Genomic DNA, 25,456 nt, shown 5'->3' with positions numbered 1-25,456 from the left:
ATCTTTACTTATAAATGGAAGATTAAAGTTATCAGGTGTTTTTATTCCCATTATGTAACTTACACCTATGGCGATTAAACTGTAACCGGCAAAATCAAAAAACAAATAAAAACTATAAGAATACATATATGTAATCGTATTTAATAAGGTGTGCGGTCTTAATAAGATTACGTTAATAAAATGCGTTTGTATATAGAATCCTATCAGAAATTTATATCCGACTCCTTGTAAAATCTTAAATATTCCATCACCTAAATATTCAACATATTGTCTGGATGTTATAACCTTGTTGCTTTCCTCCGTAAATCTAATCGAACGGTCAATGGGACCAGAACTTAAGGTTGGAAAAAATAATATAAAATAGGCCAGATCAAACACATTTATTTTAGTAATATACCCGTCATAAATTTGTATTAATATCTGAATAATTTTGAAAGTCAAATAAGAAATTCCTAAAAAACCAAGCTCTTTGTGTATAAAAATATTGCCCAGTTTTGAGTATAATAATGGTGATAGACCTATTGCTATCATTATCCAAAGTAACCATCTTTGTTTAAACTTCTTTACAATAAAGCTGTAAAATATAATTAATAGAAATTCCATTATAAAAAACAGAATTAAGTATTCAGCTTGTTGTTTTGACTTACCGAAAATCAAGTAAATCATAAGTAAGCTTGCGGGTAGCCCGTACCACTTTATCCTTTTACCAAGTAAACCAACAACAATCGCTGGGATTAAGGCCAAAATCATTAAATAGAAATATAAAAAATCTCCATAAGGAAGCATCTAAAATTCCTCCATTATCTTTTTTCTATCTATTTTGCCATTGGCGTTCATTGGTAAAACTTCTATTACCTTTACTTTACGAGGTATCATATACGAAGGTAATAAGTCCTTTAAGAATTTTTTAACTGTTAGAATTATGTTTCCTTCAAATTTATCATTTAATACTACTGCTGTTACTAAATATTTAATTGTGCCTTTTTCTTTAATTGGTACTACAACTGCATTTTTTATAAAAGGAAGCTTCCTGATATTGTTTTCAATGTCTTCAATTTCCACTCTATAACCATGAAGTTTAATTTGATTATCTATTCGACCCTCATAATATAATAGACCATTAACAGTATAACCCATATCTCCTGTTCTGTATCCTCTTTTTTTTACACCAGAAATTTCGCTGTTAAAGAAGAATTTTTCTGTTAATATAGGGTCAGCGAAGTAACCTACACTTACACTCTCGCCTAATATTAATATTTCATTTGTATTTTCCTCTATGATTATTTCACAGTCTTTTTTCACGTATCCAACGGGAAGAGTTTCTTTACTTAAAAGCATTTCTTTTTTTATTTCAACGGCAGTTACTGCAACAGTTGCCTCTGTTGGACCATAAAAATTTATTATTTTAATTGTAGGGAATCTTTCAAACAATCTTTTTACGCATTCCTTGGAAAGAGTTTCTCCACAAAATAACATTTGGTTCAATTCAGGTAATAATTTTTCGTTAAACTGTTCACTTTGTAAAGACATTTCTGCGAAAGATGGAGTAGAGACCCAAGTTGTAATCCCTGAAGATTTAAAATTTACGAACAGTTCAGGTAAATTAGCTATCATATCTTTATCAATACTATATAGTATTGAACCAGAAACCAATGATAAATAAGTGTCCATTACAGATAAATCAAAAGAAAAAGGTGCTTGATTCATGAATATTTTATCTTTTTCATTAATTAGAGTTATACTCCAATCAATGAAGCTTTGAATGCAATTTTTTGTTATCTGCACTCCCTTTGGTTTGCCAGTGCTTCCTGAAGTATAGATTATGTAATAAATATCTTCACCCTTAAGTCTATAACTTATATTGGGTATTTTATTCTCATATTGTACTAGTTTTTTTTCTAAATCACTCTTGTTTAGGACTATATTTGCAGGGATATCAGATAGAACATCCGATGTATTTATAATTAATTTAGCACCAGAAATAATTAAAATATCCTTAAGTCTTGTAATTGGAGTCGAGATATCTACCGGAATATATGGATGCCCACTTTTAGCGCAAGCTAAAAAGCTTATAAGCATTAAATGATCTTTATGACCAAAAACTATTATAGGCGTTTTGTCTTTGCCGAATAAATCTATGATATTTGCAGCAAGTGAATCTGATTTTGTTTTAAGTTCGCGATAAGTTAAATTACTGTTTTTATAAATATGAGCTACTTTATTAGTAGTACAATAATTTTCGATTACATTAATAAAATCCATAAGTTTTGTCCCCCTATACTTTAAAATCCATTTTATCGTTTTGTTACACAATAATAATACACAGTGTAAATCACACCAATTACATATATTATTTGACAATGATTGGCATAAAAGTAATCTATTTAATAAGCCCCATGTCATTATAAAGCATATTTACAATAAAGGTGTGAATAAATTGTAAATATTATTTCAGCAAACGTTATATCAAGAAATTTAGGCCTATATTGTGCATTTTCAATGATAGAATAAAACCTGGAGTCACAACATTATAGTAGTAATTATAACAAATATGTTATAATTAGAATATAGATAAGTAAAAAAAATTATATGAGGGGGAATCATTAATGAAAGAAATGAATAAAACTGAATTGAAAAAATTGGATGGTAATGTGTCAGAATTTAAAAATAAATTAGAAAAATTTCACTTAGATATAAATTCTGAAAATCCAATGCAGATTATATTAAAGGGAAATCTTTATATAGAATATGCGTTGAGAGAAAGACTAAAGAAGCACCTTAAGAATCCAGATATTTTAGACTGTGATAAGTTGACGTTTGATCAATTGGCAAAATCAGTATTTTCATTAGGGTTGCTTCCAACTGATATATTTAAAACGGTTATGAAAGTAAATTATATAAGAAATTTATATTCTAATAATCTTAAGTATAATTTTAATGAAGAAGAGTATAGAAAACTCGAAAATACATTTTCGCCTGATTTTAAGGAGATGTATTTAGTATTTTTGGGAACACACGAATATCCTGTAAGCACGTTAATAAAATTACAGACTGCTATATTTACAATATGGCAATTAATTTTAAACAGATATAATGTGCTAGAAAATATTTAATTTCATAAGGTAGTTCAAGATAAAAATAATAAGGTTATATTCCTAAATCATATTTTTAGGAGTATAACCTTATTTTTTTAATGCATTTTGTGTTCCTTTTATCTATTATTTATGACGCTTCTTTTCCTTTAATGGCTTCTTCGATTAATTCAGTAGTTTTCTCTAGTCCAAAGACTGCACTATTAACCGTCAAATCATAGTTCTTAATACGTCCCCATTTACGTTCCGCATAGATTTGATAATAGGTTTCTCTTGCCCTATCAGTTTTGTGTAGCGTTTCTTCGACATTTTCCTCTGATATTCCATATTCATATTGAATACGCTTCATTCTATTTGCTTTATCTGCATGAATAAATACATGGAAGCTCCCTTTGAAATCAGCTAAAATGGAATCGGAACAATGTTCCATAATCACACAAGATTCGGTATTTGCAAGTTTCATAATAGCTCTCTTTTCTGCTTCATAGATAGCATTTAGAGGATCTTTCTCCTTTTTAGAAAAGGCATATCCTTGAGATAATAACTGATTTAATAATAAGTTTGGAATAAATTGGTCATTTTCTACAATGAATTTTTCAGAAAGGCCTGTTTCTTCGGCAGCTGTTTTTAATAATTGAGTGTCGTAGAAAGAAATACCTAAATCAGCTGCTATTTTTTTACCAATAGCACGCCCACCACTACCATATTCACGACTAATTGTCACTACTAGTGGATGAATTTCTTGAGCAGTTGTTAAAACTTGACTCGTATTCACAGTTATCGATTTACCCTTAAATACAGTATCCATAAAACTTAAATGCTTGTTAATTAAACGAACAAGGGTTCCAACTAATAAAGCAGCTAAAACTGTTCCTTCTCTTATTCCATTTAGTCGATGAAAAAGAATAAACGAAAAAAGAAAACCACAAATTACAAGTGTAACATCGAAAGCTACTTTTAATTTTCCGAATTCCTTCTTCGTAACTATTGAGAGGGCACTAACTACTCCTTCACCAGCCATCATGACAACATCTGCAGTTACTTCCATACTAACCCCAAGAGCAAGAATTAAACAACTAAGTATAAATAATCCTACTTGAGCAGGATAACTGGTCACACTTATCCATGATAACAATCCCATAGTAAAATCGGTAAAATAGGCAAATAAAAAAGCTACCACAACTTGAAGTAGCTGAATAGGTTTGAATTGTTTTCTTAATAATAAAATTTGAAAAATTATAAATAATAAGTTCATTAAGAAAGTAAATTCACCAATGGTCATAGGCAATCCCAAGCTCAACACGTATGGCACACATGAAATCGGAGACGTTCCTAAATTGGACCTGGTGGATAACACAACACCGACAGCCATCATGAATAACCCTAGAATAAAAAATAAATAACGTTTCACTATCTCACGAATTGACATTTTAAAGTTCACTCTCCTTCACTTTTTTCATTGTTATGTTTCTAATCAGATAAATTATCAAACATCTTTGTTAGTAGACGAAATGTCCCTTCCTGCTGCTCAACTGTAAAACCTTCAAAGGCTTTTTTTCTCACTTCTTCAAAAATTTTTAAAACTTTTGTTGTCACTATTTCTCCTTCTTTTGTTAAAGAAACATGTAAAGAACGTCTATTTCCATTTAGCTGTTTTCGTTCAATTAGATGAGCCTTCTCCATTCTGGCTAATAAATTAGTGACTGTTGCTGGCTCTATTTCACAAGCTTTGGCAATTTCTTTTTGCTCGCAGCCATTGTGATATTCTAGAAATTCCAAAATTTTTGGTTGACCTGGGGACAATCCTAAGGTACTTGTTTGTAACAAAATTTTTTTGTTACAAAGTGTGTGACAAAGCCGTAATATGTAATGCAGCTCTTTGTTCATGTTTAGTACCTCCTTTTGATTAGAAATATAACAGTTAGAAAGCTAACTATTATATTATATACCTAAATAAAAAGTGAGTCAATCTTCAAAAGCCAAAGCGACGACGCCTCGCTTTTTAATGAAGAAAAGTATAGAAAAGTTAAAATAAAAGGTGAAGACCAGAAGAAATGATAAATTACTACTTCTGGTCTTTACCTTTTATATATAAATTGTAAGATGGTTTTTTAGATGTTTCATTATATTAGACTTTAAATTTGTCCACTGCATTTTCTAGTTTATTCACTAACTGTTTCAAATCTTCTGCATGAGATTCTGCCTTATTTATTGCTGATAATTGTTCAGCAGTAACAGCTGAAACTTCTTCTGTAGCTGCGCAAGTTTCTTCAGCAGCTGCAGAGATATTAGTTATATTAGCAACTATAGCTTCTTTTTTATTTGTCATATTCTCACTAAATTTACTTATCTCATTCATCTTATCCATTAACTCTTTAAAAGATTCAGATATATCTTTAAACTGTTCTCCGGTTTGATATACAGCCTCGTTTTGTTCTTCGACTATGATTTGTGTGTTTTCCATAACTGTTACAGCAAATTTTGCGTTGGTTTGAACTTCCGTTATCAAGGTTCCAATCTGATTAGTAGCATCAGAAGATTGTTCCGCCAATTTACGAACTTCATCTGCTACAACTGCAAAACCTCTACCACTTTCTCCAGCTCTTGCAGCCTCTATAGCAGCATTTAGTGCTAGTAAGTTAGTCTGTTTAGCTATATTATCTATTGTTTCTATTATTACACCTATCTTCTGGGAGCTTTCATCAACCCTCTGAATTACTTCACTTACATCTTTGTTAGCCTTATTATTTTCATTATTTTTATCTGAAAGTAATTTAACTACAGACCTACCTTTTGTAGTGATTTTAACAGTGTGGTTAGAAATGTCCTTCATTTCACTAGCAGCTACAGAAACATGTTCAATATCTTGAGTTATACTAGAGATTTCACTTACACTGCTTTCAGTATCTTTAGCTTGCTCCGTAGCTGTTATAGCTATGTCTTCAATAGTTTTGGCAACTTCCTCTGAAGCAAGTGCAGTCTGTTTAGTTATGGCCGTAAGGGAGTTAGATGAATCTAGTAGAGTACCAGAAGAATTTTTTATTTCTCTAACTAAATCACCAATACTGCCTATCATATAATTAAATTTATTAGAAATTTGACCAAACTCGTCATTCCTTTTTAAAATATTCCCCTGTAATGTAGATTTATCTAGATGACCTTCCGACGCAAGCGAAATTTTTTCGGTTATGTTTTTAAGTGGAGTTGTAATATAAATTGAAAGGAAATTCGCTATAATTAAGGATAACAATAATGCACCTGCAATAATAACCAGCATAATCATTATAATCAAATTCAATTCATTAAAGGCCTCACTGGAATTTACTTCAACTATTACACCCCAATTAATTTTATCAATAAATTTATAGGTAGATAGTTTAGCGACATTGTTACTTGTGTATTCGATTTGTCCAGTTTGCTTTTTTATAACCTTAGCTACAGGGCTAAGCTTTGTTAAATCCGTAAGTTGGTCAGCCAATTTCTTATTACTATGGCCAATTGCTTTTCCAGTTCCATCAACTAAATAAACTTGTCCTGATTTTCCGTAACTTTCTTTTATAACTAAATCACTAAAAACACCCAATGAAAGGTTAGCTGCGAATACACCTACAACCTTTCCATTTTTTAAAATAGGGGTAAAACATATTATTATTGGTTTCTTTGTAGTACCAGACAGCAATACATTAGAAAAACCAGATTCACCTTTCATTCCCATTTTATAATAATCTCTATTAGACCTATCTGCTAGCTTATTTTTCCCCATAGAACTATAAAACATCATACCTTTTGGGTCTAATGCTGTAAAATCTAAAATCATTGGGAATTGTGTTCTAAATGTTTTACATATACTATCAAGTTTGTTGAAATTCATAGATTGAACTTCATCCGTAGAGACTAGACCAGTCATCAAACTTTGAATATCATTTAGTGTTAATTTTATTTCTTTTTCAACAGCATTTGCCTTATCCATTTGTTGAGTATAAGCATTTTTCTTCATAATGCTTGAATTCTTTACTCCAATAATTGCAGTAGATATAATAAGTGGTATTATAATAATAATTACGATAATAATTGAGATTTTAAATTTAAAACCTCTTATAGCTTTCATTTCAATCACTCCCAGTAAAATATTTTCAGTAGAATTTATGATTATCTTTCATTTTTATAAGCTTACAGAATAGCTTATAAATACAAATTCGACATAATATTGTAAAATCCTTTTAAAATTTTACGGCTAATAAAGAAATAAATAGTTGTCTATCATATTTATTTCTTTATTTTCTTCATTAATAAGTCTACATTCCTTAAAACTATTTTAAAGGAATGTGGACTTATTATGTGGAATGTATTAAGAATGAGTTAATGGTATATTAATAATTTGTCAAGATACTATTTAAATACATATTACAATGTTTTACAGGAGGGGGAATTAAATTGTTAGAGGTAAAAAAACTTACTAAAAAGTTTAAAAATTTTACTGCAGTGGATGGAGTTTCTTTTGAAGTTAATGGGGGAGAAATACTAGGGCTTATCGGAGAAAATGGAGCTGGAAAGACCACTATAATGAGAATGCTTGCAACTATGCTTAACGTAACCGCGGGAGAAGGAAAGATTTCAGGACATGATTTGGTGAATGAGCCTGAAAATATTAGAGGAGAAATCGGGATTTTGTTTGGTGGAGAGGTTGGTCTATATGACAGGCTTACAGCAAGAGAAAATATAATGTATTTTGCCCAATTGAATGGGATGAGTGAAGGCGATGCAAAAAAAAGCATAGAAGAACTTACACGAGAACTTGAAATGAGTGAATTTATAGATAAAAGGGTAGGTAAATTCTCAAGAGGTATGAAACAAAAGGTAGCGATTGCAAGAAGTATTGTTCATAAGCCTTCCGTTATGTTATTTGATGAACCAAGCACTGGCCTTGATGTTTCTGCCACAAGACTTATCCAAGATTTTATATTTAAATGCAAGTCAGAGGGCAAGGCTATAGTTTTCTCAAGTCATAGTATGAGTGAAATTGAAAGGCTTTGTGATAGAGTTGTAATAATACATAAGGGTAAAGTCGTGGAACACGGGATAATAAGCGAGCTTAAGGTTAAATATGATAATGAAGATATGGAAGAAATTTTTGTAAATCTTATTGGAGGTAATCATGAATAAATTAGTTAGTGTAATATTACTAAAAGAACTTAAGGATATGCTAAGAGATAAAAAGACAATAATAGTAAGTTTGCTTATTCCTCTTTTGTTAATGCCAGTACTTAGTTTTTTTATGGGAAAAACTATGAATAGTGCTAAGGATGATGTTAATCAAAATACCAAGATTGTAATGGTGGATAAGGGGAATAGTAGCCTTGGTAAAATATTAAAAAAAGATAAGTCTATAAAATTTATAAGTGGCACTGATGGACAAGGAGCAGTAAAGGATGGAAAGGCACTACTGTACATCGAAATACCAAAGGATTTTGACTCATTTATTTCAAAGGGTAATAATTCTGGTATAAAGATTTTTTACGATAATACAAGTCAAAAGTCATCAATTGCACTCAGCAAGGTAACTGGTATAATAGATGAATTAAGCAAGGAAATAGTGGGAAGTAGATTAACAAAAAGAAATATCGATATAAGGATATTAACACCTATAACAGTTGCTAAAACAAGTTTTCAAAAGGAAGAAAATGCAGCGGGACAGATAGTTTTAGGAATGCTTATTCCTGCATTCGTGCTCCTTTATAGTGCAACAGGGACTATTGCATCGGCTACAGACCTAGGGGCGGGTGAGAAGGAACGTGGAACGCTTGAACCACTTTTAACTACCAAAGCTGGAAGGCATTACATATTAACAGGAAAACTTTATGCAATAACAATAATGGGATTTATAGTATCAGTATGTTCTATGATTGGTATTCTAGTTTCCATGAAAATTCCTGGTGGGATGTTCGGAAATGGAAGTTCAGCAATTACTCTAGGGTATAAAGCAATTGCCTTAATTGGAGTAATATCAATAATAACAACAATGTTTTTTGGTGCTCTTGAACTAGCGGTAAGTGTATATGCTCGTTCTTTCAAGGAAGCTCAAACTTATTTGACACCATTTTCAATTGTTCCTATACTCGCTATTTATGGAACTATGTATATGGATGCAAAAAATATACCTTTTATTTATTTCAACATACCACTACTTAGTGTAAGCTCTGTGATTAAGGAAATTACAAGTGGAGTTTACAATTATGGTCATATAGGAATAACAATAGGATGGTCCATAGTTTATACTATATTAGCTATTATTTTTGCAAGACATATGTTTAATAAGGAAAGTGTAATATTTAGGTCTTAGAATTTAAATATAGATATAACAAAAGCACCCTAGGGTGCCTTTGTTATATCTATTAAGTTTTTTTCCATAGTATTAAATTCACATATTACTGATTCATCAGGCTGTTTTGTTAAAAGGCTTCCAACGATAACAGCTATAAGAGATAGACTAAAGCCTGGAATCATTTCGTACAAATGGGCTGATAGTCCAGTAAGAATCCATATAATAACGGTTAAACCACCTACAACCATACCTGATAATGCACCCCACTTAGTCATTCTCTTCCAGTAAAGACTAAGTAAAAGCATTGGTCCAAAAGCAGAACCAAAGCCGGCCCATGCTTGACCTACTATATTAAGAATAGTTTTGTTTGGAACATATGCAAATATAACTGCAAAAGCTGCAATTATAAGGACTGATATTCTTCCAACAAACATTTGAGTTTTCTCTGTGGCTTCTTTATTAAGAAACGTAAGATAAAAATCCTTTGTTATAGAGCTTGAACAAACCAAAAGTTGAGAAGAAATAGTACTCATAATGGCAGCAAGTACTGCTGAGAGTATTATCCCAGTAACAAAGGGATGGAATAGTACATCACCAAGGCGAAGAAAAACCATTTCAGGATCTTTTAAGGGTTGACTTATAGATGTAAAATATACAAGCCCTATAAGTCCACTTGCCATAGATCCGAGAAGTCCAATGGCCATCCAGCCTATGCCTATTCTTCTTGCTGATTTAAGTTCTTTTGCGGATTTAATAGCCATAAAACGAACTATAATATGAGGTTGACCAAAGTAACCAAGGCCCCAGGCTAAAAATCCTATTATTGTAGATAAACTTGTTCCGCGAAGTACATCAAATAATGCAGGATCAATATGTTTTACCTTATTAACAAAAGTACCAGGATCTATTCCTAGATTAGTATAGGCTACAATAGGCACGATAACTAGTACAATAAACATAAGACTGCCTTGAAAAAAATCTGTTAAAGTTACAGCTAAAAAGCCTCCAAAATATGTATATATTACAACTATAGATAATGTCACTACTACACCAGAAGTATATGTGAATCCAAATAAGTCCCTAAATAATTTTCCACCAGCGACAATACCAGAGGAAACGTATAATGTAAAGAAAACAAGTATTATTATGCCGGATACAATTCTTAGCATTTTAGAGTTATCTTTGAATCTATTTTCAAGATAATCTGGTACAGTTAAAGAATCACTAGCAACTTCAGTATATATTCTAAACCTTGGAGCAAGCAAGCGATAATTAAAATAGGCACCTATAGTTAATCCGACACTAAGCCAAATGCTTGAAATGCCTGTAGCATATACAGCTCCAGGTAGACCCATAAGCATCCATCCACTCATATCACTGGCACCAGCAGATAAGGCTGTAACCATAGGCCCTAAACTTCTTCCTCCAATCATATAATCAGAAATATTATTGGTTTTTCTGTAGGAATAGTATCCTATTACAAGTAAGATGATTAAATATAAAACTATTGCTAAAAGCGAGTAAAATTTCATTCAGAATCTCCTTTATTCTAATTTAGGTTTTTTAATGTGCATAAAATGTAGAAATATATAAATATATTATCATATTTATGGAAAAATTGGAACAATAATAGTAATATAATCAGAAAATCACCTGTAAAATGTACAGGTGATTTTCTGATTATATTACTTGCTCCCATTATATTTTATTAAAATATCTGCAATTTTTTTATTCTCACAAAGATCTAAGGGAGTGTAGCCTGTGGAATTTGTTGAATTTATGTCAAAGCCTAACTTTATTAGTGACTTTAAAAATTCTTCGAAATGTTCATCAAAACAGTTGATATAATCATCGTGAAGAAGAGTGTTTTTATATTTATCCCGCATATTTATATCTGCTCCATACTCTACAAGTAAATTCAGAAGTTCCACAGAATAATTAAAGCTACAGTAAAATACAGGAGTTTTACCAGATATGTTGATGGCATTAACTTTAGCACCTTTTTTAAGTATCATAGTTATTACATCTATATGAGGTTTTATCCTTGCACAAAGTTTATGAAGAGGGGTTTCTAAAAGTTCACTATTATGAGCGTTAATATCGGCACCGTTATTTATCAGAAGTTCAATTGTTTTAAAATAATTATTTTGGCAATTATCAATAGCATAATAAAGTATGTTTTCAAGTTTAAGATCAGGATTTAAATCTTTAGCTTTATTCAAATAATCTTTTATGGCATCTACGTTGCCCTCATCTATAAATCTATAAACTGATTTAGGTTTTGCCGCAAATAAACCTTCGAATATTTTCATGTTGCACCTCCTGTTAATTTTATAGCTAATATTATTTTAACATAGCAAGGCTTAAATGAAAATTAATATAATTAGAACGACATTTTTGCCATAAAAGTCCTAATTTATGTATTTAATTTGATAAGTTGATTATCATCTGATTTACGTTTTAATTTTGACGGAGGATAGCCATAATATTTTTTAAAAAGTTTGCTAAAGTGATACATGTCAGGATAACCGACTGATAAAGCTATTTTTTTTATAGATTGGTCTCCAATTTCAAGGGAGTGTTTTGCTTTTGAAAGTCTGAGTTTTATTAGATAATTTATTGGTGAAGTACCTGTACTTTCTTTAAAAAGCTTAGAAATATAAGCGGGACTAAGGTACATGTTTTGCGAGATTACTTCTAAAGAAAGACTATGCATAAAATTTTCGTTTATAAACTCTAAAACTGTATTTACTATAGCAGTGTTATCATAGTTATCAAGATTTAATATTCCTTTTTGTTTTAGAGTCGAACTTTCAAAAGTTGCGTTAAAAAGAATGGAAAGAAGTTTAATACCCAGACCTTTTAGAGATAACTGTAGGGCTGGTTGGTTTTTACTTTGCTCTGAAATAACGTCTGAACAGAGTTTTAGAAGTTCAGTTTCATATTTTGATACATTAATAATAGGTGATACATGGTTTTCGAGAAAATGATCTGGCAAAAGTCCTTTTATGTGAAGGTTTTCATAACCTACGTGAAATTCATGAATTTCACTACCCATGGGAAGAATTTTTCCATGATATGCATGAGGATTGAAAACAAGCAGGTCGCCTTTTTTAACAATGTGTGGAACACTGCTAATATTGTAAGTACATGTGCCTGCTAAAACATATATTATGGATAGGAAATCATGGCAATGATAGGTTACATCACTTTTATGATTGAATTTTTTTGTGAAAGTATATAACATTTTCGGGTTGAAATCATCTAAATCAATTTTCAAATTGCACATAATCTACCTCTGTAAAATTATTCTATATCTTAAGTATATTATAAGTCATTACATACAAATAATCAAAGCATAATTAAATCTTTATTCTATAAAATGAGAATTGACATTAAATTAGTATGGATAGTACATTTTATTATATAAGCATATACATGATAATAGTATAGAGAAAAAAATAGGGGGTGGTAATTATGGCTTTTAGATGGGTGTGGAAGTATGCAAAAAAATACAATATTAAAATAATAATAGGTTTTATACTAGTTATTATATGTTCTGCTATGAATATGGTGGCACCATATTTATCTGGAACAATTGTAGATAAGGTTATTATGGGAAAAGAAAGTAATATATTAATTCCGCTATTAGGAGTTATTACAGCAGTAATATTGCTTAGGTCTATATTAAGGTATATTTTTTTGATCCTACTCGAAAATATGTCTCAAGATTCTATATTTGATATTAGAAATGATATTTATAGTAATCTTCAGAAACTTGATTTTGACTTTTTTGATAAAACTAGTACGGGCGATATAATGAATAAAATGACTGGTGATATCGATGCAGTGAGACATTTTCTTGCCTGGGTAGGCTATAACGTTTTAGAGAATTCATTTATATTTTTGTTTGGAATAGCAATTATGTTTTCAATTAATTATAAACTTACATTGATTTTACTTATGTTTACACCTCCAATAGCTTATTTTGCAAGAAAGCTAGCAATAGATGTAAAACCAACTTTTTTTAATGTAAGGCAGCAGTTCTCAAAACTTAACTCAGTAGCACAAGAAAACATAAGTGGTAATAGAGTAGTAAAGGCTTTTGCTAAGGAAGAATTTGAAATTGGAAAATTTGGAAAAGAGAATGATGAATTTAGAAAAAGAAATATCGATTCTGCAAAAGTTTGGGGAAAATACCTTCCTATTATAGATTCGTTATCTATAAGTCTTAATATAGTAATTATTCTTGTAGGTGGCATTATGGTAATTAACCAAAGCATAACCATAGGAAATTTGGTTACTTTTAATGCTATGATATTTACAATAAATAACCCAATGAGAATGGCAGGTTGGTTAATTAATGATATTCAAAGGTTTTCAGCGTCCGGTGAGAAAATAATTGAGCTTATGAATACTAAACCTAAAATTAAAAACTCGGAAAATCAAGTGGAGGAAGATAGGATAAAGGGTAATATAGAGTTTAAAAATGTAAACTTTAATTATGGGGATGAAGAAGTACTTGAGAATATAAATTTGAAAGTAAGCCCTGGGCAAACCATTGCAATAATAGGACATACGGGTTCTGGTAAGTCTACTTTCGTAAGTTTGTTATGTAGATTTTATGAATGCACAAAAGGAGAAATATTAATTGATGGTTATGATATAAAAGATTTTAATTTAAGGCGGCTACGCAAAAACATAGCGGTAGCGATGCAAGATATATTTCTTTTTTCAGATACTATCGAAGGAAATATAGCCTATGGGTTACCTACAGCATCAATGGATGAAGTTAGATGGGCAGCTAGCATTGCTGGCGCTGATGATTTCATAAACAAGATGGAGGAAGGATATGATACGATTGTTGGTGAGAGAGGAGTGGGACTTTCTGGAGGGCAAAAGCAAAGGATTTCACTTGCGAGAGCTCTACTAAAAAATCCATCTATAATAATACTTGATGATACTACCTCTAGCCTTGATATACAAACAGAAAATAATATAAGACATTCACTGGACAAATATTTTAAGGATAAGACTACATTTATTATTGCGCATAGAATATCTTCGGTAAAAAATGCAGATATGATATTAGTACTCAATAATGGAAGAATTGTAGAAAGAGGAACTCATAGTGAATTGCTCGTAAAGAAGGGTGAATATTATAATGTGTATATTAACCAATTTGGTAATTTTGATGATGCAAAGGGGAAGGAGGTAGGTTGAAAATGGCTAGAAACAAGTATGATGTAGATGAAAAATTAGAATCAGAATTTAATATGGGACACGTTAAAAGACTTATGAGATATGTTATACCTTATAAGAAAAAAATGGTTATAACTATAATAATTATGCTAATAGCATCAGTTGCAAATCTCATTGGGCCATACCTTATTAAGGTAGCGCTGGATAGTAAGATACCCAATAAAGATGTAACAGGGCTTATAATACTTAGTTTAATATATTTAGTTACAGTAATTGTTAATGGAGTTTGTTTAAAGATAAAAATAAAGTCGATGACAGATATAGGACAAAGTGTAATTTTAAACATAAGAAAAGATTTATTTAGACACCTGCAAAAACTTCCATTTAGTTATTATGATAGTAGGCCACATGGCAAGATATTAGTAAGAGTGGTTAATTATGTAAATTCGTTAAGTGATCTTTTATCAAATGGTATCATTAATTTAATTACAGATAGTTTTAGTTTGATTGTAATTATTGTATTTATGTTTTTAATAGATGTTAAACTTACAATGATTGGTCTTGTGGGACTTCCAATACTCGTAGGAGCTGCTTTTACTATTAAGTCACTTCAAAGAAAAGCATTTCAGGTTTTAAGTAGTAAATCATCAAACGTAAATGCGTATATTCATGAAAGTATATGTGGTATGAAGGTTACTCAATCTTTTTCTAGAGAGAAAGAAAATTTAAAAATATTTAATGAACTTAGTGATAATTACAGGAAAGCTTGGATGCATGCCATAAAAATTCAATTCTTAATGGGACCTTTTGTTGATAACATTGGAAATTTAGTTGTGGTTGCAGTTTACATTATGGGAGTGGCATGGATTGCAAATGGGGCTATAACAATAGGTGTACTTATTGCTTTTATAGCATATATAGGAAGGTTCTGGGGACCGATAAATAATATTGCAAACACATATAATGCTATTATAAATAACATGGCTTATTTGGAAAGAATATTTGAAACTATGGATGAGGAACCTAATGTTAAGGATTTACAAGATGCATACGAAATGCCTGAAATAAAGGGATTGGTAGAATTCAAGAATGTTAATTTTTGTTATGATGATGGGCAAAGAATATTAAATGATGTAAACTTTAAAGCAAATAAAGGAGAGTCCATAGCATTAGTAGGTCCTACGGGGGCAGGTAAAACCACTATAATTAATCTTATAAGCAGATTTTATGATCTCGAGAGTGGAGCGGTGCTTATAGATGGAGTAAATGTTCGGGATGTATTACTTAATTCATTAAGAAAACAGATGGGTATTATGCTTCAAGATTCATTTATATTCTCAGGTACTATAATGGACAATATAAGATATGGCAAGCTTTATGCAACGGATAAAGAAGTTGTTGCTGCTGCAAAAGTAGTTAGAGCTCATGAATTTATATCTACATTAAGTGAAGGATACAATACCCAGGTAAATGAAAGAGGGTCAAGACTATCAGCTGGTCAAAGGCAACTAATATCTTTTGCAAGAGCATTACTTGCAGACCCAAGAATTTTAATTTTAGATGAGGCAACTTCAAGCATAGATACAGAGACAGAAATGTTACTTCAAAAAGGGCTTGAAGAACTTTTAAAAGGAAGAACTTCATTTATAATAGCTCATAGGCTTTCTACTATAAAAAATTCAGATAGAATAATGTATATTGATCATGGAAGCATTGTTGAATCGGGAAGTCATGATGAACTTATGAAATATAAAGGTGAATATTATGATCTTTATATGAGTCAATATAGGATGCTTGAAGCTATATAAAAAGGTTTATAATTGAAATAGACATAGCTTTAAATATTATAATTTAGAGAGCGAAGTAAATTTATTTGATAGGAAAGTAAAATGGGATTGAAGTTAACTTCAACCCCATTTTACTTTGTATAATACAGTTTAATGACTTATAGGAAAGTGGTACTATTAAATTTAATTTAGCATTTTTAAATGTTTACATTTTAATATATTATAAGTAAATCTACTATAAAATTCAATTTTATAGTAAATTTTAAAGTACTTTAACCGATAGTAGAAAGTGGGCAAAGATATAACTTTGAAAAAGCAAAGAAACATCGCAAGTTAATTATTTTTAATATCAAAACAAAAGATATATTTAGTTACACTAAGGAGGAATTACATAAATGGAAAATGTAAGAATTTTAACGGTAGAAATTTATCATCCTGAGAATGAGGTATATAATAGTTTCTATTTGAAGCATTTTAAATCTCAGGGAAAAGATATCAAAGGCTTGTTAAAAGCGTTTGGGCGAGATAAGAGATATATAATCGATGATGATAATGAAAATACTGTTACTATGGGCATAAAAGTAGCTAATAAAGTATTGAAAAGTGCAGGTCTAGAAGGAAAGGATATTGATATGGTTATGTTTTCATCTCAATTTCCTGAATATACATTTCCAAGTCAATCGCTAATAGTACATAATGCAATAAATGGGAAAGAAGATTGTATGTGTATGGATACAAATACAAATTGTGCAGGAATGCTTGTTACCGTTGAGCAGACTATAAGAGCTATGATGGGCAATCCTCATGTAAAACGAGCTTTAGTGATAGGGTCTGATTATACTTCAATACATTGTAGGGACGACGATGAACTAACTTACCCTAATTTTGCAGATGGGGCTGCCGCTATTATTTTAGAAAAGACAGAAGAGGGCGGGTTTATAGATAGTATGTGCAAAAGTAATGGTGATACATGGGAGGCAGTTAAATATCCAGCTTGTGGTATGTCAAAGGTATATAAAGAAGAATTATCAGTTAGAGATAGAAGATTACAATGGACACCTTTTGAAGGTTTATTTATAATTGACAAAGCAGTAACTTCAATTCATGACTTACTAAATAGGAATAGTTTAAAAATAGAAGAAATAAATAGCTATTGCTTTTCTCAATATTCAAAAGCATTTTCAAACCTTGGTTCAGAAAAATTAGGTGTAGATATAAACAAGTTTATTTATATAGGCGATGTATATGGATATACAGGAACAAGCAGTCCATTTATATCATTTTATGAGGGAATTAAAACTGGTAGGATAAAAAGAGGAGACATTGTTTGCCTCTGGACAGTTGCAATTAATTGGACTATTTGTACTATGCTTATAAGATATTAAAAGAACGTGGGATTCCCACGTTCTTTTAATTATTTTACTGTAGCAGTTGAAAGGCCAGCTTCCTTACAGAGCCTTTGAAGTTGCATTTTTAGTACTATATTTTTTGTACAATCAAATATAATATTCTTAAATCCCTCTTTTTTATACATTTCTAAACAACCTTTTAACATATTTGTCATATCGACACCTGATTTAGTATCTTTTCCTGAAACTTTTAGCTCTTTGCAATCAAATTGAAGTTCATATTCTTTTGCATTAACAGGTTTAAGAATTATTGTGTAATCGCGTACAAAGTCATCAGCATCGGAAGGACCGAATGAACCCAAAGCCTTTGCAAATAGTATTTGCTTTGTTTTGTCTAATTTCAATTCATATTTCTTATCGTTAGCTGTTGTCATATAAAACACATCCTTATTATATAGTTATAAACTTAAGTTAGTAATCATTTACTCTATTTATAATAATATTCTATTTTAGTACAATTTTCAACAAAAATATACTTTTTATACTAAAATTATTTCAATAATCGTAATACATTTTGGGCTTGTTGATTAGATTGCGATAGCATAGCTTGGGCTACTTGATATAGAATACTATTTTTTGAGTATTCCATCATTTCCTTTGCAATATCTACGTCTCTTATTCTAGATTCCGCAGACTGTAGATTTTCAGCAGTAATATCATTTATTGAGATTACGTGTTCTAATCTATTTGTGTATGCGCCTAACGTTCCCCTAAAAGAAGAAGTCTTTTCAATTGCATTCTGTACAGTTTTTATTGCATTAGAAGCATTTTCTAGAGTTGATATATTAACATCATCTAAATTTAATGCAGTTCCAGTCATAGATTCTAGATTTATAGTCAGTGATTGATTTGAGTTAGCACCTATTTGTAGTATAAGTTCATTATCATCTTTACCCAATAAAGGTATAGTATTAAATTCAGTTTGATTCGCACTTCTTGTAATTTCTTCTTTTAATTGCCCAAACTCTTTATTTAATTGAAGTCTATCATCATCAGAGTTTGTACCTGTAGCTGCTTGAACAGCTAATTCATTCATTCTTTGAAGCATAGAATGTGTTTCATTTAGGGCTCCCTCAGCTGTCTGAAGTAATGAAATACCGTCCTCGGCATTTCTAGAGGCCTGCCCTAAACCTCTAATTTGACCTCTCATCTTTTCAGAAATAGCAAGACCGGCGGGATCATCTGCTGCCCTATTTATTCTTAGACCCGAAGATAATCTTTCCATAGACCTACCCATTTTATTTTGAAGAATAGACATTTGTCTACATGCAAACATTGCGCTAATATTATGAGCAATTATCATAATGAATTCCTCCCTAAAATTCTCGTCTCCTTTTATTATAGGTTTGTATTGATAAACAGTTATATTACAAATAAAGCTTTAATTAAAAAGAAAAATATTTATGCAAGAATTATATATTGGTTTTATTATACAATTTTTATAGCGAATTGGATACAGTGTTATGTTTGTATTTTATAACATATTTATTAATATTTTAGACTTAAATAATATTATATATGGCAAAGTAATAAATGCAGTTAATTTAACTTAGCTTAGCTATTAATAATACTTTATTCATGTTATCATATAATTATAAATATATTAGTGATAAAGAATTTTCGCTAAATGGGGGATGAGATAAGCTTGAAGAAGTTATCAAAGATATTATCGATACTACTGATGGTGGCATTACTTGTAACAATTAATTTCGATGTATATGCTAAATCAAGGTCTGGTGGATTTAAATCAAGTGGTAGTCATAGTAGTTCAAGTAGTAAAAGTTCGAGTAGTAGCAGTAGTGGAGGATTTAAATCAAGCAATAGTTATACAAAACCTTCGACTGCAACAACGGATAAAACATCAACATCGACTGATAAATCAACAAGTACAAATAGTAATAGTGCAACCCAAACACCGATTGTAGGTAGTAATAATAATTATAGTAACAACAATCATAGAAGTTTTATACCAATGATGTTTTTTGGAAATTCATTTGGTAGTTCGATATTTAGGTATGCAGGTTTAATTATTATTTTATTAATAATGTTTTATGCGTATAGATTTATTAAAAGAAAACGTAAATAAAAGGTAAGGGTGGGTTAAAAAAATAATGGGTAATGAAAAAGAATACTTAAGTAAAATGAGTGATACTTATGTAAAAGCTCATGGTGATTTATTTTTAAAGATATATTCTAATGAGTTTCGTGATGATACATTAAAGAATAAAGTTAAAGCCTTAAAATTCGAGAAAATATCAGAGGAGTTTATTGATATAATAGACAAATCTATTAAAGCGTCTAATAAGTTAATGCATTTTGCTGTAGATGACACTAAAGAAGTCAGTCAATATTATAATAAGTATAGAAGTCAATTAGATCAAGTTCAAAATTGTTCTAAGTGCGAATGTATAGATTGTGCATACGAGTGTAACTTTAGTTCTTGTGGTAATTGTTTATCAGGATGCAGAGTTAAGACTTGTGATAAAAAAGAAAATTGCATAATAGAAAGCACTAAGACACTTGAATTGTACGATGATAATAAAGAAAGAAATGTTGAATTTGAGATATTAGCAATAGTAGAAAGCAAATCATATGATAAAAAGTATATATTACTACAAGAAAAAGAAAATGAGGATAATAAACAAATGTATATTATGACTGATGGACTATCAGATACTGAGTATATAAATATAGAGAATGAGGAAGAACTGGAAAATATAGCTGGACTATTCATGGAGAGCTAGTATACAATGTATATAATCATTAAAGATACGAGGAGGAATATAAACAATGGGAATATTTGATAGATTAGGAAATAGCCTAAAAGCAGGAGTTAACAAGATAATAGATGCAAATGAGGATACAGCAGCGCTTATAGACCAAGCCATAAGAGATAAAGATGCATCTTTAAATGAAGCAAAGACTAAATCAGCTGTAGTTTTTGGAAATGTAAAAAGACTTGAAAGAGAAATGAATTCAGCTAAAGAAGATATGACTAATTGGGAATCTAAAATAAAACTAGCTATAGAAAAAGGTAATGATGAATTAGCTAGTAAAGCAATTGCTAAACAAAAGGAATGCGAAGCTACTAGCGTCTCATTATCAAAATCTTATAATTCAGCTAAAATTACTGCAGATAGCTTGAAGAAAAGCTTAGTAGATTTAGAAGATGACTTAAAAGATTTAAGAGGTAAGAGAGATGGTTTAATAGCTAGACTTAAAACCGCAGAGGCTGCAGAGCAAGTTAATGCAATTACAGCTAATATTAAAACAAAAGGTAATAGTATTGATTTAGATAGATTAGAACGTAAGATAGAGGAAAAAGAATGCTTAGCAGAAGGCTTAGAGGAACTTAAAGTTGATTCTTTAGAGGATGAATTTGAGGCACTCGAAAAAACATCTGTAAGTGATGATTTAGCAGCTTATAAAGCTAAATATGCTAAACAGTAATTAACAGTAAACAAAGACATGACAATATTTCTAATAAAAATGTTGTCATGTCTTTTTTATTTTTTGATTTATAAAGTGAAAGGTATCATTTTAGTTACTATGTAATAAAAAAAGTGCGTACTTGTAATTAAGATATAATGAAGTAAAATAGTAACATAGAGAGAATGATAATCAATATAATGAATTATCGAAATAATCTTAATTAATATGGAGGTAACAAAATGGAAGCAATATTTAATAGAAGAAGCATAAGAAAATATGAGGATAGACCTATTGAAAAGGAAAAAATAGAAAAACTTCTAAGAGCTGCAATGCAAGCACCATCAGCAGCGAATCAACAACCTTGGGAATTCTTGGTTGTTGAAGATAAAGAAGTATTAAAAAAATTATCAGGAGTAAGCCCTTATTCAAAGATGGTTGCTACTTCAGCTGTAACATTTGTTCTTTTATCTAGAAAAGATGGGTTATTAGCACCGGGTTGTGTACCCCAAGATATGGGAGCGGCATCAGAAAATCTTCTTTTACAAGCAGTAGAACTAGGGCTTGGAGCAGTTTGGCTTGGTGTAGCATCTATTGATGAAAGAATGAGTTATATAAAAGATTTGTTTAACTTACCTGATAATATAGAAGCCTTCGCGTTAATACCAGTAGGATATCCAGATGGTCAGCAAAATAAGTTTGTAGATAGATTTGATAAGGCAAGAGTTCATTATGAAAGTTATAAATAAATAAATAAATAAATAAATAAATAAATAAATAAATAAATAAATAAATAAATAAATAAACCTTCGATTAATTAGTTGAAGGTTTATTTATTTAGTTTCCTTCATACAATTTAGAAAAAATTGTTTTAATAATAGCGTAAGTAGGGACAATAGTAAAGGCTGCTAAAGGTCCACCAACCGCAACTGCACCTATTACCAAGAAGATGTCAGTTAAAGGGTGGATATTCATTGCCTTAGACATAATTGAGGGAACAACAACTCTTCCTTTTAAGGTTTGTATAATGATAAACACAATTACAAGTTTTCCGAACATGAAAAACCCCATGCTTAAAGCAAGAATAGTTGGGATAATCATGGAAATAAAAAAACCTATAAAAGGAATGAAAGCTAAAATGAAAGTTATTGAGGAGAAAAGAAGAGCATTTGGAATTCCTATTATTTTGTAAGCAACAAATATCATAATGGACAAACAAATAGCTACTTTTGCTTGACCTGTAACATAAGCATCCAATATTCTATCACTATCTATTAAGGCTTTTAATACAAATTCTTTATATTTTTTAGGGACTGTATATATGATTTTATCTTTGAATTTATGACCATCCTTAAGTAAATAAAATAATATTATTAAAACAAGAAATAGAGTCGAAAATGTATATATTGTATAATTTACGGCTAACAGTAGATTTTGAACCAAGTTTTGCATATAAGTATTGGCCATTTTAGTAAAGGTTCTATAAATACCTAGAGTTGGTATAACGCTATTAATTTTATTTAGAATGTTATTCATAGAATCTTGGTTTTTGACAATATCGGTTAGTTCTTTTATTATCCCATTAAACTCAATTGCTATATAATTACTAAAAAAAGTGATAACACCTATGGTGATGGATAATCCAAGGGTTAATGTTAATAAAGCTGAAGCGGTTGCTTTTAACCCGTTTTTTACAAAGAGTGTATTTAATGGTTTTATAATATAAAATAAAAAGACCGAAAATACCAAAGGTATTAAAAATGACTTAGAAATTATTTTTATAAGTTTATGAATAAAAAGCATTTTGCCAAAAAGAATTATGCCTAAAAAAACTAAGTTAATAATTAGTAAATTTCTTAGTATGTTGTTTTTAAACATAGCTAGTCACTTCCTTCTTCAAACTACATAAAATATAGTTTGAGCATATAGCTATGAACTTATTCAGAACTAACAAACTTTAAAAGAAACTAAAAGTATTTTTTACTTCTCTGTTGGTATTGCATAAAATAAGCATACTAAGCCTCCTATAACAATTAATAAACCTAAAATTGAGGACAGCTTCATAATTTTCACCCCTTTTTATTTTAATTTTATCTACCTATTGTTATCATATATTTTATTGATATAAGAAATATCTTAATTGATAATAATCGAAAAGGTATAATGACGAGTTACATAGTAGTTAACAGTATTTTAATTCCAACGAGTGCTAGAATTGGAGTTGTAACACAAAGAGAAATTAAGATAGCTTGAATCCAGGATATTTCAGGACTGTTTTTGTATTTAGATTCCATGATAAATTGACCCCATTTCTTCATTAAATACTATATTTTTATAACTGTTTTGTAATGATATAAATTTTATTTACTATATATACCATTTAGTAAAAAGAATACCATAAAATCAACTCCATTGCAATAAAACATTTTTATACTATTTTTTATTCTAATCTTATAGGATTAAATTTGTATTAAATTTAAATTAAGAAAACATTAAAATAGAAGTAGTTATGTTTTGACTAGTTCATAAAAATTATTGACAATATTGGACTTGATGCATATTATGGTATTATAAGAATAATATTAATTAAAAATACAATTTAATATTCTTGTTAGGTGAGGTTACTGTATAAGACACACGCTACTGCCCAGAAATGTCGAGAGACGCCAATGGGTCAGCAGGTATTACCGGATTAAGGTTTTACTTAATGTAGCTGAGTATCAAATCTCTAAGCTGTACAGTGCTAAAACTCAACGAGTGGGGATGATCTATTTTTTGCGGCTTTATTTATTACGCACTTTAATCTCTTCACTTCGTTGTGGAGAGTTTTTTTTAGTCTAAGTTTAGGAGAGTGATTATTTAATGGATAGTGGTCCCGAACATGTAAAAAATTTAATATACTGGAAGGGATGTCACTTTATTATACTGTTTTATAGTTGGTACAACATCCCTTTCTAAAAGGAGGATGTAATATGAAAAATAATTTTTATTTAAGTAGAATCTTAGGAAATAAAGTATATACATCAGATATGAAAGTTATTGGAAGGTTAAATGATCTGGGGGTTATAAATGAATTAAAAAGTCCTCATGTTACAACTGCAAAAGTAAAAACTAATAGTGGAATTAAAGATTATGACTTTAAATACTTTTCAGTTACAAAACAAAAGGGTCAGTATGTTATAGTATGTAACAAAATAGAGGAATATACTTCAACTAATACCTTGTTTTTAAGAAAGCATATTTTGGATCAACAGATTATAGATGTTAATGGAAGAAAAGTAGTTCGTGTAAATGATATTTCATTATCATATTTAGCAAAAGGGGCTTTTGTAGTTGCGGTAGATATAGGTGTAGATGGACTTTTAAGGAGAATTGGAATAGCTAAACTACTTAAGATGATAGGGCTTAAAGTTCCTGCTAGGCTAATGTTATGGAATGATGTAGAGGCTATTATAACTTCTAATGAAAATATTGTTCTATCGAAAACCTATGATTCTTTATCCATTCTTCATCCATCTGATTTAGCTGATATTATTGAAGATTTTGATGCTAAAACGGGTCTTACCATTTTTTCATCACTAGATAATGCAAAGGCTGCGGATGTTTTAGAACAAATGGAAGAAGATGCACAAGTTAGTTTTATTGAAAGCCTATCCGCAGATAAAGCTGCAGATGTTTTAGAAAACATGCCTGCGGATGAAGCGGCAGATATTCTTGATGATATGGAAAAAGAAAAGGTAGAAGAACTGCTTAATAACATGGAAAAAGAAGCTTCGGATGAAATTAGAGAATTATTAGAATATGATTCTAAAGCAGTCGGTAGTCTTATGAGCACGGATTTCGTATCATTTAAAAACAATGAAACTATAGATTATGTAATTGAAACTCTAAGGAAATTAAAACCGGAAGAAGATGAAATTTTAAATCTTTATGTAGTAGATAAAAATTATAAATTGATAGGAACCATTTCCCTTCGGGATCTTATTATATCTGATCCAACTAGCAAAATAGGTGACATTATGAATAAAAAATTCAAATCAATGTTTGATACAGATAATATTAATGACCTTATAAAAAATGTTTCGAAATATAATCTTGTAGCTATTCCTGTTACGGATCATGAAATGAAGTTACTCGGCAATGTTATTATAAATGATATTATTTATGAATTACTTAAAAATAAAAGAAAGATTAGTTAGATAAGGAGGTGTTAAT

23 protein-coding genes and 1 riboswitch are annotated in these 25,456 nt (G+C 30.2%); of the genes, 11 read left to right on the top strand and 12 right to left on the bottom strand.

What is annotated here, in order from left to right:
- Positions 1–786: D-alanyl-lipoteichoic acid biosynthesis protein DltB (locus tag KPL44_RS19860; protein WP_216253670.1), on the bottom strand; the 786-nt coding region annotated here is incomplete at its 3' end.
- Entirely contained in the window at positions 787–2,262 is a 1,476-nt protein-coding gene (gene dltA, locus KPL44_RS19855; protein WP_216253667.1) for a D-alanine--poly(phosphoribitol) ligase subunit DltA, read from the bottom strand.
- A gap of 344 nt (positions 2,263–2,606) precedes the next feature.
- Between dltA and KPL44_RS19850 the strand changes: the two genes are divergently transcribed.
- Entirely contained in the window at positions 2,607–3,113 is a 507-nt protein-coding gene (locus tag KPL44_RS19850; protein ID WP_216253664.1) for a hypothetical protein, read from the top strand.
- 109 nt (positions 3,114–3,222) lie between these two features.
- On the opposite strand, the gene KPL44_RS19845 is transcribed toward KPL44_RS19850, so the two are convergent.
- The 3 genes from KPL44_RS19845 to KPL44_RS19835 all read right to left on the bottom strand — a co-directional run bounded on the left by KPL44_RS19845 (position 3,223) and on the right by KPL44_RS19835 (position 7,200).
- Positions 3,223–4,521 (bottom strand): cytidylate kinase family protein, encoded by a 1,299-nt coding sequence (locus tag KPL44_RS19845; protein WP_301182986.1) that lies wholly within the window; start codon positions 4,519–4,521, stop codon positions 3,223–3,225.
- Between the two features lie 41 nt (positions 4,522–4,562).
- Positions 4,563–4,979: a MarR family winged helix-turn-helix transcriptional regulator gene (locus tag KPL44_RS19840; protein WP_216253658.1), complete on the bottom strand. Its 417-nt coding sequence runs from the start codon at positions 4,977–4,979 to the stop codon at positions 4,563–4,565.
- Between the two features lie 241 nt (positions 4,980–5,220).
- Positions 5,221–7,200 (bottom strand): methyl-accepting chemotaxis protein, encoded by a 1,980-nt coding sequence (locus tag KPL44_RS19835; protein ID WP_216253654.1) that lies wholly within the window; start codon positions 7,198–7,200, stop codon positions 5,221–5,223.
- A gap of 326 nt (positions 7,201–7,526) precedes the next feature.
- Here KPL44_RS19835 and KPL44_RS19830 point away from each other — a divergent pair, with 326 nt between their 5' ends.
- Both KPL44_RS19830 and KPL44_RS19825 read left to right on the top strand, forming a co-directional pair.
- On the top strand, positions 7,527–8,255 hold the full coding sequence (locus tag KPL44_RS19830; protein ID WP_216253651.1) for an ABC transporter ATP-binding protein: 729 nt from the start codon (positions 7,527–7,529) through the stop codon (positions 8,253–8,255).
- Positions 8,248–9,432, top strand: a complete 1,185-nt coding sequence (locus KPL44_RS19825; RefSeq protein ID WP_216253649.1) for an ABC transporter permease — start codon at positions 8,248–8,250, stop codon at positions 9,430–9,432. The genes KPL44_RS19830 and KPL44_RS19825 overlap by 8 nt, the downstream gene beginning before the upstream one ends.
- A gap of 29 nt (positions 9,433–9,461) precedes the next feature.
- Here the strand turns inward: KPL44_RS19825 and putP are convergent, their stop codons facing one another.
- The 3 genes from putP to KPL44_RS19810 form a co-directional block, all read right to left on the bottom strand.
- Positions 9,462–10,946, bottom strand: a complete 1,485-nt coding sequence (gene putP, locus KPL44_RS19820; protein ID WP_216253647.1) for a sodium/proline symporter PutP — start codon at positions 10,944–10,946, stop codon at positions 9,462–9,464.
- A 153-nt stretch (positions 10,947–11,099) separates the two neighbouring features.
- Positions 11,100–11,726 carry an ankyrin repeat domain-containing protein gene (locus KPL44_RS19815; protein WP_216253644.1) on the bottom strand — a complete coding sequence of 209 codons (627 nt, stop codon included), beginning with the start codon at positions 11,724–11,726 and terminating at the stop codon, positions 11,100–11,102.
- Positions 11,727–11,830: 104 nt separating this feature from the next.
- Positions 11,831–12,703 (bottom strand): AraC family transcriptional regulator, encoded by an 873-nt coding sequence (locus KPL44_RS19810; protein ID WP_216253641.1) that lies wholly within the window; start codon positions 12,701–12,703, stop codon positions 11,831–11,833.
- Between the two features lie 188 nt (positions 12,704–12,891).
- Here KPL44_RS19810 and KPL44_RS19805 point away from each other — a divergent pair, with 188 nt between their 5' ends.
- The 3 genes from KPL44_RS19805 to KPL44_RS19795 all read left to right on the top strand — a co-directional run bounded on the left by KPL44_RS19805 (position 12,892) and on the right by KPL44_RS19795 (position 17,788).
- Entirely contained in the window at positions 12,892–14,637 is a 1,746-nt protein-coding gene (locus KPL44_RS19805; protein ID WP_253201859.1) for an ABC transporter ATP-binding protein, read from the top strand.
- 2 nt (positions 14,638–14,639) lie between these two features.
- Positions 14,640–16,424: an ABC transporter ATP-binding protein gene (locus KPL44_RS19800; protein ID WP_216253638.1), complete on the top strand. Its 1,785-nt coding sequence runs from the start codon at positions 14,640–14,642 to the stop codon at positions 16,422–16,424.
- Between the two features lie 374 nt (positions 16,425–16,798).
- A complete protein-coding gene (locus tag KPL44_RS19795; RefSeq protein ID WP_216253635.1) occupies positions 16,799–17,788 on the top strand; it encodes a 3-oxoacyl-[acyl-carrier-protein] synthase III C-terminal domain-containing protein in 990 nt (329 codons plus the stop codon).
- A gap of 29 nt (positions 17,789–17,817) precedes the next feature.
- Here KPL44_RS19795 and KPL44_RS19790 read toward each other — a convergent pair whose 3' ends face one another.
- The gene (locus tag KPL44_RS19790) at positions 17,818–18,186 is read right to left on the bottom strand and encodes a hypothetical protein (RefSeq protein ID WP_216253633.1); all 369 of its coding nucleotides are present in this window, start codon (positions 18,184–18,186) and stop codon (positions 17,818–17,820) included.
- A gap of 116 nt (positions 18,187–18,302) precedes the next feature.
- Positions 18,303–19,115, bottom strand: coding sequence for a flagellin N-terminal helical domain-containing protein (locus tag KPL44_RS19785; RefSeq protein ID WP_216253630.1), 813 nt, complete (start codon positions 19,113–19,115; stop codon positions 18,303–18,305).
- Positions 19,116–19,457: 342 nt separating this feature from the next.
- On the opposite strand from KPL44_RS19785, the gene KPL44_RS19780 reads away from it, so the two are divergent.
- From KPL44_RS19780 to KPL44_RS19765, 4 genes are all read left to right on the top strand, one after another.
- Positions 19,458–19,898, top strand: coding sequence for a hypothetical protein (locus KPL44_RS19780; protein ID WP_216253627.1), 441 nt, complete (start codon positions 19,458–19,460; stop codon positions 19,896–19,898).
- A 25-nt stretch (positions 19,899–19,923) separates the two neighbouring features.
- Complete coding sequence (locus tag KPL44_RS19775; protein WP_216253622.1) at positions 19,924–20,556, top strand: DUF1292 domain-containing protein; 633 nt, start codon at positions 19,924–19,926, stop codon at positions 20,554–20,556.
- 46 nt (positions 20,557–20,602) lie between these two features.
- Positions 20,603–21,262, top strand: coding sequence for a PspA/IM30 family protein (locus KPL44_RS19770; protein WP_216253620.1), 660 nt, complete (start codon positions 20,603–20,605; stop codon positions 21,260–21,262).
- A 221-nt stretch (positions 21,263–21,483) separates the two neighbouring features.
- Positions 21,484–21,990: a nitroreductase family protein gene (locus KPL44_RS19765; RefSeq protein ID WP_216253617.1), complete on the top strand. Its 507-nt coding sequence runs from the start codon at positions 21,484–21,486 to the stop codon at positions 21,988–21,990.
- An 88-nt stretch (positions 21,991–22,078) separates the two neighbouring features.
- Here KPL44_RS19765 and KPL44_RS19760 read toward each other — a convergent pair whose 3' ends face one another.
- Both KPL44_RS19760 and KPL44_RS25890 read right to left on the bottom strand, forming a co-directional pair.
- A complete protein-coding gene (locus tag KPL44_RS19760; protein ID WP_216253614.1) occupies positions 22,079–23,119 on the bottom strand; it encodes an AI-2E family transporter in 1,041 nt (346 codons plus the stop codon).
- Between the two features lie 293 nt (positions 23,120–23,412).
- Positions 23,413–23,535, bottom strand: a complete 123-nt coding sequence (locus KPL44_RS25890) for a hypothetical protein (protein WP_301182985.1) — start codon at positions 23,533–23,535, stop codon at positions 23,413–23,415.
- Between the two features lie 306 nt (positions 23,536–23,841).
- Positions 23,842–24,010: riboswitch (M-box (ykoK) riboswitch) on the top strand.
- Between the two features lie 203 nt (positions 24,011–24,213).
- On the opposite strand from KPL44_RS25890, the gene KPL44_RS19755 reads away from it, so the two are divergent.
- A complete protein-coding gene (locus KPL44_RS19755; RefSeq protein WP_216253611.1) occupies positions 24,214–25,440 on the top strand; it encodes a magnesium transporter MgtE N-terminal domain-containing protein in 1,227 nt (408 codons plus the stop codon).
- Positions 25,441–25,456 lie beyond the last annotated feature (16 nt).

Source organism: Clostridium sp. DSM 17811 (assembly GCF_018861905.1).
Taxonomy (GTDB): Bacteria; Bacillota; Clostridia; order Clostridiales; family Clostridiaceae; genus Clostridium_AD; species Clostridium_AD frigoriphilum.
The sequence above is the reverse complement of the archived record's forward strand: the minus strand, read 5'-3'. Positions and strand labels throughout refer to the sequence as shown.